This window comes from Mastigocoleus testarum BC008 (assembly GCF_001456025.1).
Lineage (GTDB): Bacteria > Cyanobacteriota > Cyanobacteriia > Cyanobacteriales > Nostocaceae > Mastigocoleus > Mastigocoleus testarum.
The window spans coordinates 18,303-43,662 of the sequence record NZ_LMTZ01000171.1 but is presented as its reverse complement, the minus strand read 5'-3'; the positions used below and the strand labels follow the sequence as shown (position 1 = coordinate 43,662).

Genomic DNA, 25,360 nt, shown 5'->3' with positions numbered 1-25,360 from the left:
CTCGATGCCAGGTTAATTTTTACTCAAACTTCATAACTTACTAAGCCACCTTGATACTACTCATGGTGGTTTATTGTTTTGTTTATCTTACTTTCATAAGCAACGTTATCATTTTAAGAATTACCTATTACCAAGTTTGACAAAGAAATTACCAGGACATTTGTCACTTCTTAAACTGACCTAAATTATGGATGCTCTTGAGTATATTTGCTAAGCTAATAGCCTTACTCTTAAAATAGAGCTTAAGCTGTAGTTAAACTAGATTTATTTGTTAACTATTCAGGTTTAACAAGTTCAGTTTTAATAAGCTATTACTAAACTACAAATGGTTAATCAAGTGAACGATATCGCTTGGCAGGCTCATCAGGGAAGCGTTGCTGCAATTATTCAAGTTTTAAATGAAAAGCTAGCAAATTCTGGTGTTAGGACCAGAGCTATTTTTGATAATGGTATTTTACAACTTCTTTGCGAAGCTCCCAGTCGAGAACAGCTAGAACAGTCAAGCTTAGTTGATAGAGTTCAGCATATTCTAGAGTCTATCGCACCACGTAATATACGACGAGTAAATATTAATAGCAGAATTGTTCGAGAACAGCAATTACTTTGGTTAGAAGAGATTAATCGCGACCCAGAAAATCAAGTACTTTGGTCTCAAGAAATATCATTAGCTAAACCAAATAAAATAAAACAATTTATTAAATATTTTGGTGAAGTTAAAGCAGAATATAAACAACCCAAGCTACCAAAATATCAATATTCTCAGGTATTACGAATTACTAATAATCAAAGACACACAAGAATATTTTCAACGAGAATTAAGATAGGTTTTAGTTTATTATCAATTACTATAATTGCTTGGTTTACTCACAGTTTATTGGGTACTGAACAAAAACATTTAACTTTAAAAGATGCAAAGTTTTCTAACTCTATCCAATCTTGGAAAGCACATCTTTATCATAGTCCAATAGTATCTAGACGCCCAAAACCTATAACAAATAATCTGAATAATTCAAAAGTTGCTTATCCAGTCAAAGACCCCTTCACAAACGCAATAAGAATAGCTAATAAGACAACTTCAGCAGCTAAAACAGCAAAAACTCCAGCACAGTGGTCAGAAATTGCAAAACACTGGCGAAAAGCTTCTGAATTAATGAGCACCGTACCAGAAAATCATAGTAGTTATAAGTTAGCTCAGAATAGGACTGAACTTTATAAGAAGTATAGTCAGATAGCAGAAAAAGAAGCGACTAAAAAGTAATTTTTTGATAGTCTTTTGTCTTTTGCACATTTCAATCTTTATTTAATAAATCTGTCGAGTTCAATGCTTGTCCCAAAACTTATTAATTTGCTTTTAGATAAAGACTTAATTCTCTTACCATCCATAATAGAGATATTAATAATTTAAAAAAGGTAATTGATTCTGAACTTAAGCTAGAGTGATTATTGCAACCTTAACACTGTCTCATCCTTAACACTCACATTCATGAAAATATATAGAGACGCAGTTGTATCACCACGTCTCTACAAATATCAACTTAAACACTTATTTCCAACATTCGCTGAATTGGACGTAAAGCTTTAACTCTCGTCTCTTCACTCATAGTGATTTCTGGAGTACGATTTTTCATTGCTAAATACAACTTCTCTAAAGTATTCAGCCGCATAAACGGACATTCATTGCAGTTGCAATTATTTGTTGGTGGTGCAGGAATAAAAAGCTTTGACGGGGCTTGCTTTTGCATTTGGTGAATAATTCCTGGCTCCGTAGCAACAATAAATTCTTGTGCCGAACTGCGCTGACAATATTTTAACAGAGCTGCAGTTGAACCAATAAAATCAGCATGGCGTAAAACTGTTGTCTCACATTCTGGGTGAGCAATAACTTCAGCATCTGGATGTTCTATCTTTAACTGCACAATTTTCTTTTCAGAAAATGTTTCGTGTACAATGCAACTTCCTTCCCAAAGCAATAAATTTCGACCTGTTTGTTCCATTACATACCGCCCTAAATTCCGATCCGGAGCAAAAATAATTGGCTGTTCCTTGGGTATCTGCTGGACAATTTTTACTGCATTGGAACTGGTACAAATTATGTCGCTCATTGCCTTAATTTCAGCAGAGCAGTTAATGTAGGAAACTACCAAATGATCCGGATTTGCAGCTTTTAAAGCTGCAAATTTATTTGGCGGACAACTATCAGCTAAAGAACAACCAGCATCTAAATCTGGCAGCAAAACCATTTTTTCTGGATTGAGAATCTTTGCTGTTTCTGCCATGAAGTGGACCCCAGCAAAAACGATCGCGTCTGCATTTGTATCGGCTGCAGCTTTTGAAAGTTGCAATGAATCACCAATAAAGTCTGCAATATCCTGAATATCTGGCTCTTGATAGTAATGTGCCAGAATTACTGCATTGAGTTCTTTTTTTAGATTCTCAATTGCTGTAAATAAATCTAATGGTAGTGCACCCGTTTGGTTTTTGGGCTCTTGAGCAGGGACAGTTGTAAACACAGTTAAGTATTGCTGTAAATTGTAAATTTTTTCTAACAGATTCTATTAAACTAATTATAGTAGTTTTTACCAAAAATGTATTGGGAGATTATACATCTTGGTTACTGAATTTGTGCCACAATCAGTCTGAGTTGCCTATGCTGGAAACATATGGCAAGGGAAGAGGTATGACCAGTAAGAAAACTAATTCAAAAACCATCAAAATTGCTGTAGTTGGAGATATTCATGACCAATGGGAAGAAGAAGACAGTATCGCCCTCAAGGAATTAGGGGTTGACTTGGTCTTATTCGTTGGAGATTTTGGGAATGAAGCTGTGGAAATAGTTAAAGCCATAGCAGAACTGAACATCCCCAAAGCAGCAGTAATGGGCAATCATGACGCTTGGTATACCGCTACTGAGTGGGGACGGAAAAAATGTCCGTATGACCGTACTAAGGAAGACAGAGTACAACAGCAATTGGATTTACTTGGTGAGGCTCATGTGGGCTATGGAAAATTAGATTTCCCAGATTTCGATTTAACGGTAGTCGGAGGTCGTCCGTTTACTTGGGGTGGTTCTCAGTGGAAATTTACTGAAATATGCCAAAATCGCTACGGTGTGAGTTCTCTTGAAAAATCTACAGAACGGATAATTTCATCTGTGGATAACGCCGCTTATGAAACGATTATTTTCTTGGGTCATAACGGTCCTTCTGGATTAGGCGATCGTCCAGAAGATCCGTGCGGAAAAGATTGGCATCCCATAGGTGGTGATTACGGCGATCCAGACTTAGCTGAAGCAATATCCCAAACAATTACACGTGGTAAGCATATTCCCTTAGTTACCTTTGGTCATATGCACCATACTCTGAGACACACAAAAAAAGAGCCACGCAAACGGGCGTTTAAGAGTCCTGAAGGCATAGTTTATCTAAATGCAGCTTCTGTACCCAGAATTGTCGAAGATCGGGCTCAGAAGCTGCGTAACTTCTCTATCGTCATGCTTGACAATGGATCTGTTTCTCAAGCATCCTTAGTTTGGGTAGGTAAAGATAACTCAATCCACTCAGAAGAAATTCTTTATCAAAATCCCCAACAACAAATAGTGCAACTTGCATAAAGATGAGTTATATAGTATAACTGGTCAGTTAGAATAAAACAGATAGCTGAAAGCTTATGGCTGACAGCTTTACTGGAGAGGTGGCAGAGTGGTCGAATGCGCTCGACTTGAAATCGAGTGATGTGAAAGCATCCGTGGGTTCGAATCCCACCCTCTCCGTTGCTAATACATTTATATGTACTTTAAATTTTGGTCAATGATAAGCAAGCTTATCTTAAAAAATTAAAATTGACTATCTTGGAATACGTATTTTGGGACTCAGAGAAGAATCACTATTTTTCTCAAGTATGGTTATCTATTTTTGATTTTTTATACCTAATTTGATTTATAAACCTCTTATATTATTTTTGGTGTTTATTCACACTCATACCTGAAAGAGGAGTACTTAGGTCAAGTTTCCGATTGGTAATCGTGAAAAAAAATGATTTATTCAATTTGTTTTATATGAATTAACAGTTGAAGTTACTAAATTTTTTAGCAATAAGCAAAGAACTGATTTCGTAAATCTGTTAAAAACCTTGAGATTAAAGGTTTTAATTTTAAAATCGGATGTCCAATTAAAATCAAATTGAAAAATAATTATTTGGCGATTAGGGAATGTCTTTATCTGAACTCTGACAAAAATGAAGAGAAATGCTCTTGGGGCGGAATTCTACCGCCCGTAGGAGCAGAGGAACGTGCTTTGAGTAAAATATCACTTTTTTTTAGGGTTACACATCCGCGTATTCTCTGATTTAAGTATGGGAAATCATTGTTGGCTCTACGTGTATGTACAGTACTAAATCAAATACCTTCAATGCTAGATTTACTACATAAACAGTTAAAAAATAAACTCAGTTAAAATCTGATTGAAAAATTTATTCATAAAAATTCAATCAAAAATCAATTCGTAAACTTTCCAGATCTCAAGGTGCAAATCTCAAGGTTTTTAATTAAATAAAATAAATAGAATACCCCAATTATCGATCGCAAAAAAATGCAAGCAAAGCCTTCTCTTGCATCATTTCTTCCTTTTGAGAGTCTTCTCCAATTTAGAAAGATGATTAAAGATAAGGCTATCTTCCTATTGCATTAAAACAATTAAAAACCGTTATAAATCTAGACATGTAAATCTGGAAATTTAAGTCTGGAAATTTAAGTCTGGAAATTTAAATCTGGAAATATATTATCAGGGTTGCTGTGTACCAAATATGATTACTGTACGCAGGGTAAATAAATGATACCAGGGATTGAAGAAGCTACCAGCAAATTCATCACTACCGAACCGATAAAAATTAATAAAGCTAATTCGGAAAACAACCAACAAAAATTTTGGGATACTGTAAAAGCAGCTTTTACAGAACGAAATTGTATAGGTTACTGGCGCTATCCAATTTTTTCTAAAGTTGGGGAAATTCGTAAAGAGCCAGATATTCTAATTGCAGATCGAGATAGTGGTTTAATAGTAATTGAAGTAATACCAATTACTATTGAACAAATTACTACTATTGATGATGGTAATTGGCAATTCCAGCACTTTAATATTGCTCAAGATAACCCTCCCCAACGCACCGAACATCAATTACGGGCTTTAATTGCTTATACAGATCGTGAAAGTGCTATTTGGCGTAAAGTTACGGGTCGAGCAATCGTCGCATTACCTTTAATTACTCAAGAACAATGGCAACAAAAAGGTTTTGAGGAATTAACTAATAGTCAGAATATTATTTTCCAGGAGCAACTGAATAAAACTGGATTACTGGAAAAAATCCAACAAGCTTCTGCAGTAGTTCCAGGAGAAAATTTAGAAGATAAAGACTGGGAACTATTACTTAGTGTAATTGCTGGGACCCCTATATTTCGTAAACCACCTCGTGCTACCGTTTCACGCACAGGTAAAACTCGTTCCAGCATCATGGATGTTTTGCGTCAAAGACTCTATGAAATTGATTTGCAGCAATAACATATTGGTAAAGAAATCCCCCCTGGTCCTCAACGAATTCGTGGAATAGCTGGTTCGGGTAAAACAGTACTCTTATGCCAAAAAGCTGCACACATGCATTTGAAACATCCGGAGTGGGATATCGCCTTGGTGTTTTTTACCCGCTCTTTGTACGATCCAATTATTCGACTGCTGGATCAGTGGATACGTCGTTTTAGTGGTGGAGAATTGCAGTATGACCCTCAAAATAATTACAAACTACGGGTCCTTCATGCTTGGGGTGCAAAAGAACAGCCTGGTTTCTATAGCACAATTTGTGACTATCATGGCAAAAGGCGCGGTACAGTCACAGATGCGAAAGAAAAACAGCCCAATAGGGGTTTAGCTGAATTGTGTAAGCGACTTCAAGAAGAGATCGTAGTTGAACCAATGTTTGATGCAATTTTGATTGATGAAGGTCAAGATTTAGTCGCATCCGACGATTTAAAATATCAAGATAAGCAAGCAATTTATTGGTTAGCCTATCAAAGTTTAAAAACAATTAATGAAGACAAACCAGAGGAAAAGCGCTTAATTTGGGCTTATGATGAAGCTCAAAGTCTTGATAGCCTCGCAGTCCCAAAAACTAAAGAAATATTTGGTGAAGAATTAGCAAATCTCTTAAATAAACAACCCCAATATTCAGGGGGAATAAAACGTTCGGAAGTAATGCGTCGTTGTTATCGTACACCTGGATCGATTCTTACTGCAGCCCATGCAATTGGGATGGGTTTGCTTCGCCCAGAAGGAATGCTTTCCGGTATTACTAATAAAAAAGATTGGGACAAAATTGGTTATGAAGTTCAAGGAGATTTCCGACGTGTCGGAAAACCAATAACAATCGAAAGACCTCCAGAATACTCACCAAACCCAATATCCGAATTATGGGGGGAACCTTTACTAGAATTTCAAACTTATAGTTCTCGCCAAAGAGAATTGATGGCGTTAGCCGAAAATATCATGCACAATATTGTCCATGATGGTTTAAATCCTAGCCGTGATATTTTGGTTGTAATTTTAGGTTCCACCACTGAAGCAATAGAACTGGAGAAAGAAGTTGCTGATTTCTTAATAGATCAAAACATAGATGTTTATTTACCTACAGCATTAAAACTTAACGACTTATATGCTGAATATCCTAACAATGACCCCGATAAATTTTGGCATGATGGTGGGGTAACAGTATCTCGGGTCAATCGTGCTAAGGGACATGAAGCTGATATGGTTTATGTAGTTGGTTTTGATTGTGTTGCTCGCAATGAAAGCGATCTTAATTGTCGCAATCAGTTATTTGTCAGTTTGACTAGAGCCAGGGGTTGGGCAAGTCTGAGTGGTGTGGGTGACTATCCTATGTATGCTGAAATGAAACAAGTGATTTCCAGTGGGAATAGATTTACTTTCACTTACAAACGTCCACCTAAGCGTGATATTGGAGAAGAAGATTAATAAGCCAAAAGAATATACAAGCCATAATGAAAATTATTGTGTGGCTCAGACAGTTTCACTCTAACCATTTATTTGATATCAAAATAATACAAAGGTGGAACCTGTCTTCCTTCTAGAGTTAGAATTTTACAGCCAAATCAAAAATAATAGAAACAACTAGGTCGCTTTTCTTTTTTACTATGGTTCCTAAATGTTAACTAATCACGCATAAATTCGCAGAGTGATGTATACTACTCCCCTAGGCTTCTGAAATCAATTTAATATTTCGACATAATATTCCTGCAAGACATCAAGTTTAAACTTGAATTATTCCAATTTCTATACTTGACAACCAACTCAAATCAGTCCTTTAATATTTGTGTTCTAAAAAACTATCGCATTTTTTACCCAAAAATATTTTAGGAATAGTGCTCGTTCGCATCGCGTTTGAGTAAAGGAAACGGCTGTCCTAAAAACACTCGCGTATTCATTATTTTCGAAGTCCCTTCACGGAGGGATGTGTCTACTATGCTTTTATTAGCCAAATCAAAAGAAATAAATATACTCGAATCAAAACTTACACATAAGTCCCCAGTTCTCCACAGGTTAGCCAGATTTGTCACAGAAGAAGCTGTATGCTTAATGTTCAATATCCAACCCGAAGACATTTACGTTGTGGAGTGTTGGCGATACATAGTTTACGTTCATGCGAAGAGCGTAAGTAAATTTGTGAGCTATGCTGATTTTCCCCCAATTGTTGGGGTCGCTCCACCAAGCAAAGTCGATATTATCAAATGGCGACGACGTTGGCGACGACAACATGAACCCTCTGCTCGCAAGCAAGCGCCGATATGGTGGGCAAAATTCTTACAGCAGGAATTGTGGCACACTTTTTCCCCGCCAATGCTAAATAACTGGGATGAATTGCTCAATTCTATTGAATTTGCTTTTAATGAAGCAACTTTGAAACAATTGAGAACCAGTTATGAGTCAACTGCTAAGAGTAAGATATAAAAAATCAGTGCAGACGTCTTCCTAAGACGCCTGCAGTTTTTCAATAAATTACCCAGTTTAAGATGCTTTGTTTTTAGCTCTCTCTGCTCTAGCTGCTGCTGAATTCATAACTTCATCTCTGTTTTCCAGCATTTCCCCAGGAAAATTTTCCAATATTTTCGTCGAAAGTGCTACTCTACCTTTTCCTTCATCTAAATCAATAATTACAGCTTTAATAGATCGACCGACCTCAAATACATTTTCTAGATTGTCAATAAATTTTTGACTTATTTGTTTGATGTGCAGTAAAGCGCTCAAACCATCCAAATCTACAAAAACTCCAAAAGGTTTAATACCAGTCACCTTACCTTCTACAAGTTGGCCTACTTCCAATATACTGAAACTTGCGGAACTAGTTGCCACGCGTTGGGAAAGTACCAGTTTCCTGTTACTCCGATCTACTTCTAAAAAGCTAACGGTCAAATTTTTTCCGATTAAGGCATTTAAATTATTTCGTTCTAATAAATGCGAACGCGGAATAAACCCCCGTAAACCCCGAACATCAACAGTGACTCCACCTTTATTAACATTCATGACTTTTACTTCTATATTCTGAGAATTTTCTTGCATCAAAGCTAGTTTTTCCCAGATGTTACGAATTTCTAGTTGTCGTCGAGAAAGGGTCACTTGACCTTCGGCATTTTGTTCTGTGATAATCAAAAACTCTAGTTCTTCGTTGAGGGGTAGAACTTCTGATAAATCAATAACAGTTTTCAAAGAAGCCTCATTCCGAGGTATAAAAGCGGAGGATTTGCCACCGATATCTACATAAGCTCCGTCAGAATCTAATTGAAAGACTCTACCGCGAACTTTATGTCCTTTTTGAAATTGGTAGTCGTGTTGCTCTAATGCCTGAGCAAAGTCTTCCATTGTAAATGATGAAGCTTGTTGAGAATTTTGTGCTTGCGAACTCATGACTTTCGAGAATATATTAATACATGCGTATAGCCAATACTGGAGTTTTACCTTAAAAGGAAAGACTCTGAAAAGAAAACTTAAGTATGGGAAGATAGTCCTAAGTTGTCTGTAATTGCTCAAACAACTGTTTCACTTTCTCCCAAGCATCAGCTGCGGCCTTTGGATTATAGCTAGCGCGATGATCGCAGAAAAATCCGTGGTCTGCTCCATCGTAACGGAATACACGATGGGAATGATGATATTTTCCTAGCTCTGATTCTATCTGTTCTACTTGTTCGTGTGGAATACTTTTATCTTCCATTCCAAAGAAGGCATATACAGTTCCTCTGAAAGAGTGAGTCAGGGTGATGGTCGGTTCACCACCTCCAGGAGTATTAGTCGTAATACCCGCGCCGTAAAACGAAGCAACAGCTTTTATATCAGCTAACGTTGCTGCAAGATAAGCAACATGGCCTCCGAAGCAAAAACCAATACAACCAAAATCAGTGTTTTTTACACCCTCTAGATTCTTTAAGTAATTAATTGCTAACTGAATATCACTTAATAGTTCGGAGGCTTTCGTTTGGCTTTTGTATTCCTTGCCAATTTCAATATCCTCTGGGGTGTAGCCGGTTTCAAAACCAGGAGCAAACCGTTGATAAAGAGCAGGTGCGATCGCGACATAGCCTTCGCGAGCAATGCGTTCTGTAACTTCGCGAATATGAGCATTTACTCCAAAAATTTCCTGCAATACAATGATTCCCGGGTAAATACCTTGGCTTTTGGGCTTTGCCAAATAAGCAGGAATATCTAAATTTTTTTGAGGTAGTTGAACTATTGCTGTATCTATTGCCCGCTCTGTCATAATCATTTTTACCAATGCTGTGTGATGATTAGATATAGCTATGCGAGTGTTTCAAAGCTATCTCCGAGTAAATTATCTACTACTACCAGTCTGTGCATGAGAAATTTCTACCCCTAAAAATTCAAACTATAAATAAAATATTTTTAAAGTAGCAAATTTAACTTCTTGTATCCCCCCATTAGTACTTAGAACTGTAAGGTAATGATTCAATTCAGGATTCAACCAGATAGTGAAATACCCGCATCAAATCAACTGTTCAATCAAATTCGCTTCGCAATTGCTTCTCGGCAATATCCACCGGGTTATAAATTGCCTTCTACTCGAGCGTTGGCGATGCAAACTGGGCTACATCGCAATACTATTAGCAAGGTTTATCGTCAGTTAGAAGAAGATGGATTCGTAGAAAGTTTAGCCGGTTCGGGGATTTACGTCCGTGCCCAAGGTCATGAAGGTGGTAGCAGGTTGCAGTCACCAATCCTTAAGGAACACCCAGAAGCATATAAAGTAGTACAACATGCGTTGGATAACCTACTATCTCAAGGTTGTTCTCTTAATCAAGCTCGTGAAATGTTTTTAGCAGAAATGGATTGGCGCTTGCGGTGTAGTGCCAGAGTGCTAGTCGCCGTACCTGAGACTGATATAGGTGCTGGTCAATTAATGGTTTATGAATTAGAAGAATCTTTGCAAATCCCCATACAGTTAGTATCAATGGAAGAGTTGAGCACTGTCTTGGATCAAACTCCTTCTGGCACAGTCGTTACTAGTAGATATTTTATTGCAGATGCCGAAGCGATTGCTGCTCCTAAGGCTGTGCGAGTAATTCCCCTTGATATATACGATTATGCCAAGGAGTTTGAAATGGTTAAAGGGTTGTCCAGAGATAGCTGTATAGGTATGGTCAGCCTAAGCCCTGGGATTCTTCGGGCTGCAGAAGTAATTCTCCATGGAATGCGTGGAGACGAATTACTAGTAATGACTTCCCAGCCTAAAGATGCTTATAAGCTTCAAGCAATTGTCAAACGAGCACAAATGATATTTTGTAGCGACCAACCAAGTTTTTCTGCTACTCAAGTAGCTATTCAAACATGTGTAGACGATCTGATTCGCTTGCCTAAACTAGTGCGAGCAGGAAATTATATAGGAACTAAATCAATTAATTTGCTTAAAAGAGAATTGGGTTTGGGTTAATTATTTGTAACAAATCTGTAGCTGTAATAAATTAAAAATTAAAACTTTCAAGTTGTAACTATTCTAAAAATTCTTTCACGCAAAGCAAATAACTAGCGGCATCTTCCAGCATGGGAAAATGACCCGTGTTCTCAATGGCTTTGAATTTTACAACTTTATTGAGTGCTGCTGCTTGTTGTCCTAGTTCTGCGGGAATAATTTTGTCATACTCTCCGGATACTATTAGTGTCGGTACTGTTAACCGAGAAAACTCAGAGGGCATTATTTCTGCTTGTTTTTTACTTACAGAAGTAAATATTGTTCCTAAAGCTGCGCTATAGTCCGCTTCTAAAAAATCAGCCAAAAAAGCTTGACGTTCTTTAGCCGCGATCGAACGAGCCAGAAAACGTGCCATAAATATTCTGTCGACTAATGGGATTTTAGCTAACCATTTAGGACGGAATTTAACTACATAACCACCAAATTTGTGAAAGGCACTAAAAGCTTTTTCATCATATTCAAAAATACCACTGCAAGCTAATATCGCCTTGTTTACTTTTTGGGGGTAGATGTTGAGGAATAGTGTGCCGATAGAAGCTCCCATTGAATGAGCCATGAGATAAACCTGCTGGATTTTTAATTCTTCAAGCAAGCTTCCCAAATCACGAGCATATTCTTCCAGTTCATAACTCAAATCGGTTAGAGAATCATTGGGAACATTCTTTACTTTACTTTGGGAACGACCAAATCCTCTTAAGTCATATAGCAAACAATGAAATTTTTCTGATAAAGCGTTAGCTGTAGTTCGCCAGTATCTAGCAGAACCAGCCCATCCGTGAATGAAAACCATTACTGGTTTGCTATAACCAGACAATGGTTTTTCTATCCACTCATAATAATGATCTACGCCGCGAACATTGATGTAGGGCATTTCTTCTTTACTTATATGTCACGAGTCATTAAGCTAATGACTCATGACTCTTTACTAAAATTATGCTGATTCTGGTTTTGGTAGAGAAGATGGATGCATCAGTAATTCAGCAGTAGAACGCTTTTCTACCATTTCCTGAGTTACCGTAAAATTCACAACATCTTTACGAGATGGAACTTCATACATCACATCGAGCATTAATTCCTCCACAATACCCCTAAGGGCTCTGGCACCAGTCTTACGACGGTAAGCTTCACGAGCTATAGCCAATAAAGCTTCTTGTTTAAAGTCCAGCTGAACATTATCCATTTTCAGCAGCTTCTGATATTGCTTGACTAAAGCACTACGTGGTTGAGTCAATATAGCCATCAGAGCTTCCTCATCTAATGGTTCCACAACGGCAACCATTGGCATACGTCCAATGAACTCTGGAATCAGCCCAAACCTTACTAAATCCCCTGGCTCCATATGCTTAAGAGTATCTGCTGCTCGAGCTTCTTTTGATGGTCCTTCCCCTGTTTGAACAAAACCTATTGATTTCTTACCAATTCTTTGATCTACAACTTTTTCCAAGCCAACAAATGCACCGCCACAAATAAATAGGATATTTTTTGTATCAATTTGAATGCAGTCTTGGTAAGGATGCTTGCGACCTCCTTGAGGTGGTACATTAGCAACTGTACCTTCCAACATCTTTAGCAGCGCCTGTTGGACACCTTCACCAGAAACATCGCGCGTAATCGATGGGTTTTCACTCTTACGAGCAATCTTATCAATTTCGTCGATGTAAATAATCCCCCGCTGCGCTTCATCTACATCTAAATCTGCTACTTGTAACAGTCGCAGCAATATATTTTCTACATCTTCTCCGACATATCCGGCTTCCGTTAGGGTTGTAGCATCAGCCACTGCAAATGGCACATCCAGGATTTTAGCCAACGTTTGTGCCAAAAGTGTCTTTCCACAACCTGTAGGACCGATTAAAAGAATGTTTGACTTTTGCAGTTCTATACCGTCTTCCGAAGTACCCTTACCACCACTTTTTGATTGTGCCAGCGCTAAACGTTTGTAATGATTGTAAACGGCCACTGAAAGTACTTTCTTAGCTTCATCTTGACCAATCACGTGTTCGTCAAGATACTTTTTGATTTCCCGTGGCTTGGGTATTTGATTAAAGGAAAGACTACTAGAACGGGTTCGACGTTTCTGAGGTTGTTCTGACCTTGGTGCCGCAGGTTGGGCTGTTGCACCATTAGTGTCGAGTAACTCCTCATCCAATATCTCATTGCACAAGTCAACACATTCATCGCAGATGTAGACTCCCGGTCCGGCGATTAGCTTGCGCACCTGCTCTTGTGACTTGCCACAAAACGAACATTTTAAATGGGAGTCGTACTTAGACATACCAGCCTCTTATTTCAGAATGGTGACGTTTTCCCCTTGCGAGGGAAGATTTTGTCCGGAAATCACTAAATCGATCAATCCGTAATTTTTTGCTTCTTCTGCCGACATAAAGAAATCACGTTCTGTGTCAGCTTCGATTTTTTCTAAGGGTTGATTCGTGTGACGAGCAAGTAACTGATTCAACTTAGACTTATGATAAAGAATTTCTTTGGCTTGGATCTCAATATCAACAGCTTGTCCTTGAGCCCCACCAAGTGGTTGGTGAATCATGATTCTCGAATCAGGTAAGGACATACGTTTACCTGCTGTTCCTGCTGCTAACAGAAATGCTCCCATGCTGGCTGCCAAACCAAAACATATCGTAGCAACATCAGGACGAATTTGCTGAATGGTGTCGTAAATTGCCATTCCTGCAGTTACCGAACCCCCAGGAGAATTAATATACAATTGAATATCTTTTTCGGAGTCATCAGCATCCAAATACAATAACTGAGCAATAATAGCGTTGGCAATTGTATCGTCTACAGGCGTTCCCAAAAAGATGATCCGATCTCGTAGCAGGCGGGAGTAGATATCGAAGGCACGCTCTCCCATACCTGATTGCTCTACTACTGTTGGCAATATGTTTGTTGAATTTGAACTATTCTGGGAGTTAATTTTCAACTTGCTCAAACTGCTGATTTGATAATTTCCCGACTGCGATTCCAGCATACAAGAAAGTTTGACATTAAGAATTGACAGTTTTCAATGATTTGTGCAGCTTATATGTTAATTGTGGCTTTTATTTCCACAAATGCCAATGTCGAATTTTTATGCTGCTGATTCGACAGGCGAAATTTGTATATTTTCTTTGCTACTTGCTAACTATTATGCCTCATTAATATGCTTTCTGTGTAAACAGAGTATCAAGCTAAGGCGGTGGTGGATGACCATTTTTATTTAAGATTTCTTAAATACTCCGCCTGCAGATCGTATTTTTTACGATTTTAATGAGTCTAAGTAAGGTTGCGAACGATGGGTTATTAGCTTGTAATTTTCCTTGATATGACTATCCTTCCTGACTTACCGTCGCTTCTTGTTCCTCATCTTCGGAAGTCTCTGAGGAGGTTTCACTCTCTGTTTCCTCTGCAGTACTCAAAGATCCTTCCGGTACTAGTTCAACGGATGATTTTTCCAAAAGCCAATCAATAATCTTTTCTGTGAGTAGTTCGTTCTCAACTACCGAACGTGCTCTTTGGGGATCGATGTCGGAATCAGAATATTCTTTAATTAATTCTTGGATACGACCATTAATTTCTTCTTCTGAAGTTTTGATGGATTCTTGGGAAGCTACTTTTTGCAGTGTGACTGAGCGCTTGATCCGCTCAATTGCTTCCGAACGGGATTGTTCCCGCAATCTAGGGATAACGTCTTTAGTAAATAATTTTTTAACATCTAATCCCTGTTGTGAAAGTCGAATTGCAGTTTGTGTCAACATTGCATCAACTTCCTGGTCAATCATCGTCTCAGGTAAGTCAACTTCTGCTTTGGTAAGCAATTCATCAAGCAAAGCTTCTTGTTTGTTATTTTTTGTTTTTTCGTCAGCTTCTTTTTGAAAACGTTCTTCCAAAGAATTGCGTAATTCCGTTAGAGTTTCAAATTCACTGGCTTCCTTAGCAAAATCATCGTCTAATTCGGGCAGTTCTTTCTCTTTAATTTCTTTGAGAGTAACAGTAAATAATGCTGGCTTTCCAGATAACTCTTCATTCGCATATGGTTCTGGGAATTGAGCAGAGATTTCTTTAGTCTCACCCGGATTCATTCCTACAATCCCATCTACAAATCCTGGGATAAATTGATCCTGTTGTAATTCTACTTGGAAATCAGTACCTTCACCACCAGGAATGGGTTCGGGTTCTCCTTCTTCACCTTCTGCTTTCACCAACACACCCTTAAAGTCGACAACCGCAACATCACCAATTTGCGTCGCTCTTCCTTCCACAGGAATTAATGTTGCCATTTGTTGACGTTCTTGTTCTAAAACTTCATCAATACGCTTCGGATCGTATTTTATTTCTTCTGCTTTAAACTGTAGACCTTGATAGTCACCTAATTTAACCTCTGGCTCTACATCTACGGCAGCATTAAAGGTAAGGGACTTACCTGGCTCATAAGCATTTACTAATTCATCAAAGGAGGAACGCAGTTGTGGTTGTCCAATGGCAGGAATATCTTCTTGTTCGATAGCTTTTTTAATACCATCTTGAATCAATTCTTCTAATGCCGTTGCCTTAACCCTAGTTGAACCCAAACTTTGGAGCAAGATCGGGCGCGGAACTTTACCTTTGCGAAACCCTGGAATATTTATAGTGCGAGCAAAATTTTTGACAACTTCCTCATAAGTTTTTTTTGTTTGTTCGGGTGTAATTTCTATTTCCAAACCAATCTGGCTAGCGGGAAGTTTCTCCTGGGTGACTTTCATGCTTTATCTCTGTTTCAATATTGTGTGTTTTTCCGTAACTTTGCGGTTGCAACCGACAAACTTGGCCTATGTGATGCGCTTCTAGAAGCGTAAGCGCAGCGAAAGGCTATAACTACGTTACCTTCGGATCCGCTGTCGCTGCAGGCTTTGCTGTTAAACTTAAAACTCTGTGAAAACTGATGAATCAGCGTTCGCGAGTTTCCTCACATGACATTTTATTTAAAATTAATTTAATTTTTTTGCCAAGTAGAATTCACAAAACTGGGCGCAGGCAAAAAATTAATTTTATCCGTCATTAAATTTATTTGTTGAGCATAATCGTTAAAGTACTTCATAACGAGGCTGCAACTAGCTCAATAATTCAAGCTCCTTTTCAAATTGTTACCATTGTGGGTTTAACGCCGTGATATTCTTGTTCTCATCTAATTAGCACAACTTAAGTTAAATTGAAATTACATCTAAGTAAGTGAATGAGCCGGCGAATCCCAACGGCCTTTTCTTCACTAAATTTAGTTTGTTAGATTGAGACTTAGTGTAAGAGCCATCTAATCCATTTGAATCATAGTACATGTATTTGTGCTGGATACAATGCTAAAATATGCCGATTCTGTTATTCACAGATGATACATATAGCAAATGTACGTACAGACAGATTCTTTCTTAAATATTAATGTGTTATATAATATATTATTTAAAATTGTCTTCTGTTTGAATTGAATAATGAATTGTTGTAAACTGCAGCATTACTAAACTAAAACTAACTCCAGACTAAAAGAGGGAAACGAGATATATTTTCAATCTTTAGAGATAAACTTAATTATTATAAACATCAAAATTATTCAAATTTATTTAGTTCATCAAGATCGTAAAACTTAATATGTATAAATTTTAAGCCAAGGATAATATTATAATTTCAAGGAGGAGACCAGTGTGTCTAAAGACTATCGAGTAGCCATTTTGGGAGCGACTGGTGCTGTAGGCACAGAATTATTACATTTGCTAGAATATCGTAATTTCCCAATTGCCCAGCTAAAATTATTGGCTTCACCTCGCAGCGCTGGTAAGGAAATGACTTTTAAAGGAGAAAAGTTTGTAGTAGAACCAGTAAAAGATGGTGCTTTTGATAATGTGGATTTAGTCTTGGCAAGTGCAGGTGGTTCCACATCCAAAGAATGGGCACCCAAAGCTGTAGAAGCAGGTGCTACAGTTATTGATAATTCCAGCGCTTTTCGGATGAATGAGGATGTGCCTTTAGTAGTACCAGAGGTAAATCCGCAGGCGTTAGAATTACACAAGGGTATTATTGCTAATCCCAACTGCACGACAATTTTAATGGCTGTTGCAGTATATCCTTTGCACAAGGTTAAACCAGTTAAGAGAATTGTAGTCGCCACTTATCAGTCTGCAAGTGGAGCTGGTGCAAGGGCAATGGAAGAAGTGAAAACCCAGAGCCAAGAGATATTAGCAGGTAAAGAACCAGTAACAGAAATTTTTCCTTACCCGTTGGCATTTAATTTATTTCCACATAATTCGCCATTGAATAACTTCGGCTACTGTGAAGAAGAAATGAAGATGGTCAACGAGACTCGGAAAATATTTGACGATCGTGCTTTGAGGGTGAATGCAACTTGTATCCGAGTTCCTGTATTGCGCGCTCATTCAGAAGCCATTAACCTGGAATTTTACACTCCTGTAAAGCCAGATGAGGCAAAGGATATTTTAAAACTAGCTCCCGGCATCAAAATAGTAGAAGATTGGCAGACAAACTATTTCCCAATGCCGATAGAGGCTAGCGGTCGAGATGAGGTTTTAATTGGGAGAATTCGTCAAGATATTTCCCATCAATGTGGTTTAGATTTGTGGTTATGCGGCGACCAAATCCGTAAAGGTGCAGCTTTGAACGCGGTACAAATAGCTGAGTTATTAGTAGAAAAGAATCTAATGCAGCCCGTTAGAGCACAATTAACGACCTAAAATATTTTGGATAGATAAATCTTATCTGCATTTAGTCTGGATATGTTGAGTGAAAAGTCAAATATCATTGACCTAAAAGTCTAAATATCGAGAAAAATTTAATTTTGTTGTTGAAGAAATCAAAATTAATCAAGAAATACTAATCCTATTTGTAATTGTAAATTATTACAGTGAATAAATTATGAAGTGGAAACAGAAACAAGGTGCAGAAAATCAATTAGGTAGTCGGGAGTAAAAATATGGTGGTAGATTTTGGCAAGGTTCTAACCGCCATGGTTACACCGTTCAACGAAGATGGTAGTGTTAATTACGATGTAGCAGCCTCATTGGCAAAGTATTTAGTAGAAAGCGGTACTGATACAGTAGTAGTCTGCGGTACAACAGGCGAATCGCCGACTTTAAATTTAGATGAAGAATATCAATTGTTTTCTACAGTATTGGAAGCAGTAGCTGGTAAAGCTTTAGTAATGGCAGGCTGTGGTTCCAATTCTACAAAAGAAGCAATTTTCGCAACCCAAAAGGCAGAAAAATTGGGTGTGGATGGAACTTTACAAGTAGTTCCTTACTACAATAAACCACCACAAGCTGGTCTGTATAAACATTTTCAAACCATAGCTCAGGCTTCAGAACTTCCAGTGTTGTTATATAATATACCTGGGCGTACTGGATGTAATTTGGAAGTTGAAACTGTTGTTCATCTAGCAGAAATATCAAATATTGTAGGTATAAAAGAATCCACAGGAAGTACAGAAAGAGTCAACGAAATCCGTAGCTTGACACCAGCAGAATTTCAGATTTACTCTGGTGATGATTACATGACTTTACCCTTATTGGCGGTTGGGGCTAAGGGTATAGTTAGTGTGGCTTCTCATCTGGTAGGTAAGGAGCTACAGCAGATGATTCAAGCCTTCAATTCAGGTGAAGTTCGAGTGGCTACTGAAATTCATCTCCGGCTTTTCCCACTTTTTAAAGCTTTATTTGCAACGTCAAATCCCATTCTCATTAAAGAAGCTTTACGGCTTCAAGGTTGGAATGTCGGTTTTACCCGTCTGCCATTGTATGAGACTAACTCAAAAGCGTCAGATAACCTAACAGAGGTACTTAAAAAACTTAGTCTAATTTAGTTCGTTGTTATTTCAAGATTTTATTTCTACATACTCTTAGACTAAGTTACTTGATACGAATATAAAAATTTTACTATTTTTGCAATTAGCATAGGCTTAAATACGCTCTATATAACAAGCAAAGGATAGATAGTGATTTTTGAGACATTTAGTTCATTTTTATTGAACAAATGAACATTTGATTAAACTTGTAATTACTTTCAGGCTGACTCTAAGGTCTGCTAGTTCTTGCTTTTGTCAGCTTTGTATTTTTTATCACTTATGACTTACAGAAAATTGTTAACAATTAAAAACAATAAGAAGGAAGAAATGGCAAAGAAAGAAGGTAATACCGCTCTGAAAATTATTCCCTTAGGTGGATTGCATGAAATTGGTAAAAATACCTGTGTTTTTGAATATGAAGATGAAATGATTCTGCTGGATGCAGGTTTAGCATTTCCTACAGATGGAATGCACGGAGTTAATATCGTCTTGCCGGACATGAGCTACGTGCGAGAAAATCGTCATAAAATTAAGGGTATGGTTGTGACCCATGGTCATGAGGATCATATTGGCGGGATTGCGTTTCATCTCAAGCAATTTGAAATTCCCGTAATCCATGGACCAAGATTAGCTATGGCTATGCTGGAGGGAAAATTAGAAGAAGCAGGAGTACGAGATCGTACAGAACTTAAAACCGTCCTTCCTCGAGATATCGTGCGAATCGGTAAACATTTTTTAGTGGAGTACATTCGTAATACCCACTCAATGGCAGATAGTTTTACAGTAGCAATCCATACACCAATTGGAGTTGTAATCCATACAGGCGATTTTAAATTCGATCATACTCCGGTAGATGGAGAGTCCTTTGATTTGCAAAGACTAGCCGAGCATGGAGAAAAGGGTGTTTTGTGCTTAATGAGTGATTCAACAAATTCAGAAGTACCAGGATTTACACCCTCGGAACGTTCGGTATATCCAAATTTGGACCGAGTTTTCTCTCAAGCCGATGGGCGATTATTTGTAACAACTTTTGCTTCTAGCGTTCATCGTATAAATATTATTTTGCAACTAGCAAAAAAACATAGGCGTACCGTCAGTATAGTCGGGCGCTCAATGCTCAATTTGATTGCTCATGCCCGGAATCTTGGTTATATCAAATGCGAAGATGATTTGTTTCAGCCTTTGAATTCGATTCGTAATTTACCTGACAAAGATGTTTTGATTTTGACTACAGGTTCTCAAGGCGAACCGATGTCAGCGCTAACTCGAATTTCCAATAAGCAACATCCCCACATTAAGATTCGGGAAGGAGATACTGTGGTTTTCTCTGCGAATCCAATACCTGGAAACACTATTGCAGTTGTCAATACAATTGACAGGTTAATGATGCAAGGAGCAAAAGTTGTTTATGGACGTCATCAAGGTATCCATGTTTCAGGTCATGGATGTCAGGAAGATCAGAAACTGATGTTAGCATTAACTCGACCAAAATTCTTTTTGCCAATTCACGGCGAACACCGAATGTTAATCAAACATAGTGAAACAGCACAAAAAATAGGTGTTCCTGCAGAAAATATGGTAATAATTAATAACGGTAATATAGTTGAGTTAACTACTAACTCTATTAAGGTTGCAGGTAAGGTTGAATCAGGAATAGAGCTAGTAGATACTTCCGGCTCGGGAATGGTTAGTGACCGGGTATTGCAAGAACGCCAACGCATGGCGGAAGAAGGTTTAGTCACAATTGCAGCAGCAATAGATTGGAACGGCAAGCTGTTAGCGAAACCAGAGATACATGTGCGGGGTGTTGTTACCACCATAGAACGTTCTCTGATACAAAAACGTATAAAACAGCGTATAGAAGAAATTCTCGGCATGCGCTGGCCAGAATTTTTCCAGCAATTTGATGGCGGAAAAGTAGAAGTTGATTGGAGTGGTTTGCAAGGATTAATTGAAAGAGACTTAGCACGTTTTCTGCGAAGAGAACTGAAATGTCAGCCCACCGTAACATTATTGTTACAAACTCCCGAAGAACCAGTAAAAGTTTCAGATGGCAGAAGGCGTCGTACTCGGACTACTGCACAAGTCGCTTCATAGATAGATGAATTGGGCTAAGTAATTAACAATTCAAGACAATTAACGATTAATACGATTCAGGATTTGAGACAATTAGAAATTAATTTTCTGGGTGGAGTTTTAGGACTTTCCGCCCTATTTTTTCATTGTTGGGTTGGTTATTGTTGGGAAAATAGATAGGGCTTGCTGTTCGCACAGCGTAGCGTTAGCTAAAAAAGTAGAGTTCTGTGAATCTGGAAGCCACACAGATTGCAAAACAGTAGTTTCATCTCCTAGTTTCTTATTTACCCAGCTATATCGCGGGCTAAAGTTACATCAGCAGTTGGTCAGCTTCACACCTTGTTATAGAACTGCTGGAACTTACGAGCCCGCTCAGCTCCTGCTTGCGCTTATCATTTGCAACAGATGTAAACGAAAGAAGACAAAATAGGTTATAAGTTTTTGTAATAATGGTTATAATATTGACAAATACTATGAGAAAGAGTATAAAATTATTTCCCATAGATGTAAAAAAACACCTATCAAAAGGAGGATGTCTTTACTAAAATTTCAATTGATTCAAGTTATCGATAAGATATAATTGCTACACTTCCTATTTACGGAAAATTAGGTTTAACTTGACGTAGCAATAGAGTCAGAGGCTGAGACAAGTCAGTACCTATATACAGATTTACATCCATGTAATGGAAACAATTTTCCCAATAATTCTTCTGAAAACATGGACAATCTTTATTGAGTAATTAGATACCCTCAAACTAATAGAGGATTTAAAAATGAAGGTATTTGATAATACCACAAAAAAGCTATTTTTGGCAAGCTGGGTATCAGTTAATCCAGCGGAAGGTTCTGAATTAAATGTCACAGCTATACAACGCGATATTCCTAAGTACCGTTGTGATATTTTTAGGTTTTTACGGCAATGGCTCAATAACATTCAAATTTGCGATCGCAAATTTGCTCGCCGTATATGTGGGTTGATTCCAGCACAATGCCCTTTTGAACGGGAGATTAAGTTATTTGGTAAGACTTTGTTTTATATCCCACCACTGTGTAAACTAAATCCTCTATATGAGGAATTAGTAAGTTTACGCTTTCGAGCATTATGTTATCTTGCTGATGAATGCGGTGAAGACATTACTCAATACTGCTAAGTTACGGGAGTAAAAAGCAAAGTAAGAACTTAGCTTAGTATTTTGCATGGGTTTAAATTCCCCGCTTATACCACGTGAAAGCCTGTATTTCTGGAGTGTTCTGTGTGTGTGATGCTTCTTTTGAGTACATTTTTGAGCGGAAGAAGATTCAATTTGGGAACTAAACCCATGCAAATCTCCAATTAATTGCTGATGATACACCCTGATAATTTATAAGCAATTGTGAAATATGAGTAGTTGTGAGTTGTTTTTTGGGTAACTATACTATTTCAATTTGTCAATTAGTTATTGTTTTGACTGCCATTTTTCGATTGCTACTTGGGCTTTATTATGAGTATTTGTTTCCTCTGGTGGAACTAAATTAGCAGCTGCAATTGCACTTTTAAAATTTCCTCTTGCGGCGCGAGCATAGGCAATTTTTAGGATATCTTCACTCCACTTATTAATTGATTTTTGTGCTTGCTTGAACCCGGGTTCTGACGGAGAAATTTTTTTGGCAACTTCAATAGCGCGGTTATAAGTAGATGCCTGTTTACTCTTGATTAAAGCATTTGCTGCGTCCAATAAAGTTTGATTACTAATATACTGTTTTGCTTCTTCTCGCCACCTTTCAATTGCTGCTTGGGCTTGGGAGTAATTTGGGAAATTTTCATTAATGAATTGTGTAGTGGCAATAGCTTTGGCATAATCTTGTTTTTGGGCACTATTTTCAGCCATCTCCAAAATCATCTGACTCCAAATCTGGATGTTATCTTGAGCTTCCTTATAATTTAATTTTTCCGGTTTGATTTGCTGTGCCTTAGCGATAGCTTTACTCAAATCACTAGCTTCTGTGGGGTTTAAGGATATCTTTTCTAAGTCTAAGAGTGCTTTTTTGCGCTTTTCGGGATTGATATTGGGATCGACTGGAGTCGGAGATGGAGAAGTAATCGGAGATACAGAACTATTTGGTAATGTTTGAACAAAATTCGAATCCTCTGTTTCAGGATTGTTAACTAGTGAGCCATCACTGTGATTCCAGGTTTTTTGATAGTGTAGAAATACTAAGCCGATTGAGAAGCCTAATATTACAGCAATACAACTTCCCGTAAGTAGATTTGTCCACAGGGATGTTCCGTTTGCTTTTTCTTTCTGCGTATTTTCTCGGCTGTGACGAACTATTGCACTCGAAGACCTTTCCGATGTAGCGGGATAGGAAGGAGAAAGAGAGAAAGAACTCAATTCTTCGCTAATATCTTCATCGGTCTGCAATAAGTCGTTGTGATTCAAGGTATTGAAAGATTGGGAGCTTTGTCCAAAACTATCATTACTGTTTGATAATATTGGCTGAATTTGACCTTTTATTTTCTGCTTTTCTGGAGTTGAACTGGCTATATTCTGAAACATCCTGGCTAAAGGTAATTGTCCCAAGATTGACCGGTCATTAAAAGTAATAAAACTTGCAGGATTTTGTACTGGGCGAAAATGATCTTCACATAATTCAGGGGTGCGAACTTTGAGGTAATTTTCCAAATTACCCAAAGTATTACCATGACCAGAACGTAAAGCTTCTAATAAGGCTGCACTAAAAAATCCATAACCTATTTCGCTACTTTCGTGGGAAAATTGCTCTGGTTGACATGAAATAATAATAGGTAATTCTAGTTCTTGAGCAACACAGAGAGCTTCTTGAGTAACTAGAGGATGCCCTTGACAACCAAAAGCTCGGTTCATATCTAGTAAAATCAACACCTCAAGTTGAGTAGCTCGCAAAAAAAGGATTAATTCTCTTAAAGCAATCCCAGTTTCTTCAACTCGCAGTGGATCTCCTTCTTTCGGCATCAAATAATCGCGTCCATTGTAATTGATGCCATAACCACTAAAGAAAAACCACAAACGATCCTGTGGCTGCCAGAATTTGGCAGCAAATTCCTCTAGTAGCAGCAGAATATTTTCTTTACTAGGTTCAGTAGAGTACTCGCCAATTGGTGGAGAGGTATCAGTTATCAGCAAACACTGTTGCGCAAAAAATTCTCCTCGCTCGACCAAAGCTTGCTTAAGCCCCTCAGCATCAGCTTGAGCACAACGTAGGGGTTGAAAGAACTGATATTGATTAATGCCAATAGCGATCGCCCAATTATTTGCCATCGCGTTTTGTGTTAGTGATTATTTGCAAAATGAATGTATCGTAGTTGGCTTTGTCAGAAAAACAAGGCTAACCTATGTCTTATAGTCTAGGCGATCGTAATCTCATCAGCCCATTCTATGTATTTTTTATAACTTTTTTTTGTGGAAAATACTTTTAAGAAATTTTATCGTCTATTAGTTATGAGGAGCTAAATGTTTATGAGTACAGACATATCCTTCCAAAGTAAGACATATTTGATGTCATGGTTAGTTAACAAAATAGGATTCGCTCGAATTTTAGTGGTGTTAGCTGCTGGTATACCATTGTGGTTCGTAACAGAAATGCTTACTCCTTCTTTGGCAAAAGCATACACAGCAAGAGTTGATTTAGCGATAGATACATTAGTAGGAGAAAATTACAATACCATTTTGCGGAGAGCGGAAGCAGTAGCCAGAACAGCAGTTCAACGCAATTTTGACAAAGATATATTAGTTACAGACATATCAGTAATTGTGTCAGTCCAGCACCAAGGCGCAATTGCACCAATTTTAGAGTTAGATGTAAGTCGCCCACGATGGCGAAATAACCCCGATCCGCAGCGTTGGGCAAAGTATTTTAAAGCAGCAAAAGCACTTTTATATTTCCAAGGCAATCTCAACAGTATTGAGGATTCTAAATCTGTAGGAAATGAAGAACAAAAACAGGAATCATTAATAACTGAATGAGTCGCTTCAAACTCAATGCCTTAGAATAAAAAGGTTGTCAAAAAATTGCGGTATTAACAGAGATGGCAGTTCCAAAGAAGAAAACATCTAAAACCAAGCGAGATCAACGTCGAGCTAACTGGAGACGCAAAGCTTCATTTGAAGCAGAAAAAGCTCTTTCTCTAGGTAAGTCAATTCTGACAGGACGTTCTACCTTTGTTTATCCTACCCCTGAAGATGAGGAAGAAGAAGAATAATTTTTCTTCCCAAAATAGTGGAAAAGCACGAGTTAAATACCCCGCCCTTGAGTAAGGACGGGGATTGTAGGAGTTTGATCTTAAAATTAATAGGAATTTACTTTTTTCGTTGCTTTATCCACTAACAAAATATTTTTTGCAAAAAATAATGTACGATAAGTAGTCTTAGTATGTTTCCCTAATACTCTATAACTTTGCTTGAACTAAATCGA

At 37.9% G+C, this 25,360-nt stretch carries 20 protein-coding genes and 1 tRNA gene; 13 read left to right on the top strand and 8 right to left on the bottom strand.

Annotated features, from left to right (window positions below; all coding sequences use genetic code 11):
* Nucleotides 1–325 precede the first annotated feature (325 nt).
* A complete protein-coding gene (locus tag BC008_RS45500) occupies nucleotides 326–1,258 on the top strand; it encodes a hypothetical protein (RefSeq protein WP_027842115.1) in 933 nt (310 codons plus the stop codon).
* Nucleotides 1,259–1,535: 277 nt separating this feature from the next.
* Here the strand turns inward: BC008_RS45500 and nadA are convergent, their stop codons facing one another.
* The gene (gene nadA, locus BC008_RS45495; protein ID WP_027842116.1) at nucleotides 1,536–2,510 is read right to left on the bottom strand and encodes a quinolinate synthase NadA; all 975 of its coding nucleotides are present in this window, start codon (nucleotides 2,508–2,510) and stop codon (nucleotides 1,536–1,538) included.
* A 137-nt stretch (nucleotides 2,511–2,647) separates the two neighbouring features.
* On the opposite strand from nadA, the gene BC008_RS45490 reads away from it, so the two are divergent.
* The 5 genes from BC008_RS45490 to BC008_RS45475 all read left to right on the top strand — a co-directional run bounded on the left by BC008_RS45490 (nucleotide 2,648) and on the right by BC008_RS45475 (nucleotide 8,009).
* The gene (locus BC008_RS45490; RefSeq protein ID WP_027842117.1) at nucleotides 2,648–3,610 is read left to right on the top strand and encodes a TIGR04168 family protein; all 963 of its coding nucleotides are present in this window, start codon (nucleotides 2,648–2,650) and stop codon (nucleotides 3,608–3,610) included.
* A 74-nt stretch (nucleotides 3,611–3,684) separates the two neighbouring features.
* Nucleotides 3,685–3,769, top strand: a tRNA-Ser gene (locus BC008_RS45485).
* 1,057 nt (nucleotides 3,770–4,826) lie between these two features.
* The gene (locus tag BC008_RS52575) at nucleotides 4,827–5,552 is read left to right on the top strand and encodes a hypothetical protein (RefSeq protein WP_321170116.1); all 726 of its coding nucleotides are present in this window, start codon (nucleotides 4,827–4,829) and stop codon (nucleotides 5,550–5,552) included.
* Between the two features lie 93 nt (nucleotides 5,553–5,645).
* The gene (locus BC008_RS52570; protein ID WP_321170115.1) at nucleotides 5,646–7,016 is read left to right on the top strand and encodes a DEAD/DEAH box helicase; all 1,371 of its coding nucleotides are present in this window, start codon (nucleotides 5,646–5,648) and stop codon (nucleotides 7,014–7,016) included.
* A 507-nt stretch (nucleotides 7,017–7,523) separates the two neighbouring features.
* Entirely contained in the window at nucleotides 7,524–8,009 is a 486-nt protein-coding gene (locus tag BC008_RS45475) for a hypothetical protein (RefSeq protein WP_027842118.1), read from the top strand.
* A 57-nt stretch (nucleotides 8,010–8,066) separates the two neighbouring features.
* Here BC008_RS45475 and BC008_RS45470 read toward each other — a convergent pair whose 3' ends face one another.
* Complete coding sequence (locus BC008_RS45470; protein ID WP_027842119.1) at nucleotides 8,067–8,963, bottom strand: S1 RNA-binding domain-containing protein; 897 nt, start codon at nucleotides 8,961–8,963, stop codon at nucleotides 8,067–8,069.
* 100 nt (nucleotides 8,964–9,063) lie between these two features.
* A complete protein-coding gene (locus tag BC008_RS45465) occupies nucleotides 9,064–9,810 on the bottom strand; it encodes a dienelactone hydrolase family protein (protein WP_027842120.1) in 747 nt (248 codons plus the stop codon).
* Between the two features lie 201 nt (nucleotides 9,811–10,011).
* Here BC008_RS45465 and BC008_RS45460 point away from each other — a divergent pair, with 201 nt between their 5' ends.
* The gene (locus BC008_RS45460) at nucleotides 10,012–10,998 is read left to right on the top strand and encodes a GntR family transcriptional regulator (protein WP_027842121.1); all 987 of its coding nucleotides are present in this window, start codon (nucleotides 10,012–10,014) and stop codon (nucleotides 10,996–10,998) included.
* 58 nt (nucleotides 10,999–11,056) lie between these two features.
* Here BC008_RS45460 and BC008_RS45455 read toward each other — a convergent pair whose 3' ends face one another.
* The 4 genes from BC008_RS45455 to tig form a co-directional block, all read right to left on the bottom strand.
* Nucleotides 11,057–11,908 (bottom strand): alpha/beta fold hydrolase, encoded by an 852-nt coding sequence (locus BC008_RS45455; RefSeq protein WP_027842122.1) that lies wholly within the window; start codon nucleotides 11,906–11,908, stop codon nucleotides 11,057–11,059.
* A 60-nt stretch (nucleotides 11,909–11,968) separates the two neighbouring features.
* Nucleotides 11,969–13,312: an ATP-dependent protease ATP-binding subunit ClpX gene (gene clpX / locus BC008_RS45450; protein ID WP_027842123.1), complete on the bottom strand. Its 1,344-nt coding sequence runs from the start codon at nucleotides 13,310–13,312 to the stop codon at nucleotides 11,969–11,971.
* 9 nt (nucleotides 13,313–13,321) lie between these two features.
* Nucleotides 13,322–14,023, bottom strand: coding sequence for an ATP-dependent Clp endopeptidase proteolytic subunit ClpP (clpP, locus tag BC008_RS45445; protein WP_027842124.1), 702 nt, complete (start codon nucleotides 14,021–14,023; stop codon nucleotides 13,322–13,324).
* A 337-nt stretch (nucleotides 14,024–14,360) separates the two neighbouring features.
* Nucleotides 14,361–15,773: a trigger factor gene (gene tig / locus BC008_RS45440; protein WP_027842125.1), complete on the bottom strand. Its 1,413-nt coding sequence runs from the start codon at nucleotides 15,771–15,773 to the stop codon at nucleotides 14,361–14,363.
* Between the two features lie 930 nt (nucleotides 15,774–16,703).
* Between tig and BC008_RS45435 the strand changes: the two genes are divergently transcribed.
* The 4 genes from BC008_RS45435 to BC008_RS45420 all read left to right on the top strand — a co-directional run bounded on the left by BC008_RS45435 (nucleotide 16,704) and on the right by BC008_RS45420 (nucleotide 22,080).
* A complete protein-coding gene (locus tag BC008_RS45435) occupies nucleotides 16,704–17,747 on the top strand; it encodes an aspartate-semialdehyde dehydrogenase (protein ID WP_027842126.1) in 1,044 nt (347 codons plus the stop codon).
* A 242-nt stretch (nucleotides 17,748–17,989) separates the two neighbouring features.
* On the top strand, nucleotides 17,990–18,871 hold the full coding sequence (gene dapA / locus BC008_RS45430) for a 4-hydroxy-tetrahydrodipicolinate synthase (protein WP_027842127.1): 882 nt from the start codon (nucleotides 17,990–17,992) through the stop codon (nucleotides 18,869–18,871).
* Between the two features lie 309 nt (nucleotides 18,872–19,180).
* A complete protein-coding gene (locus BC008_RS45425; protein ID WP_027842128.1) occupies nucleotides 19,181–20,950 on the top strand; it encodes a ribonuclease J in 1,770 nt (589 codons plus the stop codon).
* A gap of 752 nt (nucleotides 20,951–21,702) precedes the next feature.
* Nucleotides 21,703–22,080: a Mo-dependent nitrogenase C-terminal domain-containing protein gene (locus BC008_RS45420; RefSeq protein ID WP_058184907.1), complete on the top strand. Its 378-nt coding sequence runs from the start codon at nucleotides 21,703–21,705 to the stop codon at nucleotides 22,078–22,080.
* Between the two features lie 285 nt (nucleotides 22,081–22,365).
* Here BC008_RS45420 and BC008_RS45415 read toward each other — a convergent pair whose 3' ends face one another.
* Nucleotides 22,366–24,207: a caspase family protein gene (locus tag BC008_RS45415; protein ID WP_027842129.1), complete on the bottom strand. Its 1,842-nt coding sequence runs from the start codon at nucleotides 24,205–24,207 to the stop codon at nucleotides 22,366–22,368.
* Nucleotides 24,208–24,405: 198 nt separating this feature from the next.
* Between BC008_RS45415 and BC008_RS45410 the strand changes: the two genes are divergently transcribed.
* Both BC008_RS45410 and rpmF read left to right on the top strand, forming a co-directional pair.
* Nucleotides 24,406–24,912 carry a hypothetical protein gene (locus tag BC008_RS45410; RefSeq protein ID WP_407657111.1) on the top strand — a complete coding sequence of 169 codons (507 nt, stop codon included), beginning with the start codon at nucleotides 24,406–24,408 and terminating at the stop codon, nucleotides 24,910–24,912.
* A gap of 62 nt (nucleotides 24,913–24,974) precedes the next feature.
* Nucleotides 24,975–25,148: a 50S ribosomal protein L32 gene (rpmF, locus tag BC008_RS45405; RefSeq protein ID WP_058184905.1), complete on the top strand. Its 174-nt coding sequence runs from the start codon at nucleotides 24,975–24,977 to the stop codon at nucleotides 25,146–25,148.
* Nucleotides 25,149–25,360 lie beyond the last annotated feature (212 nt).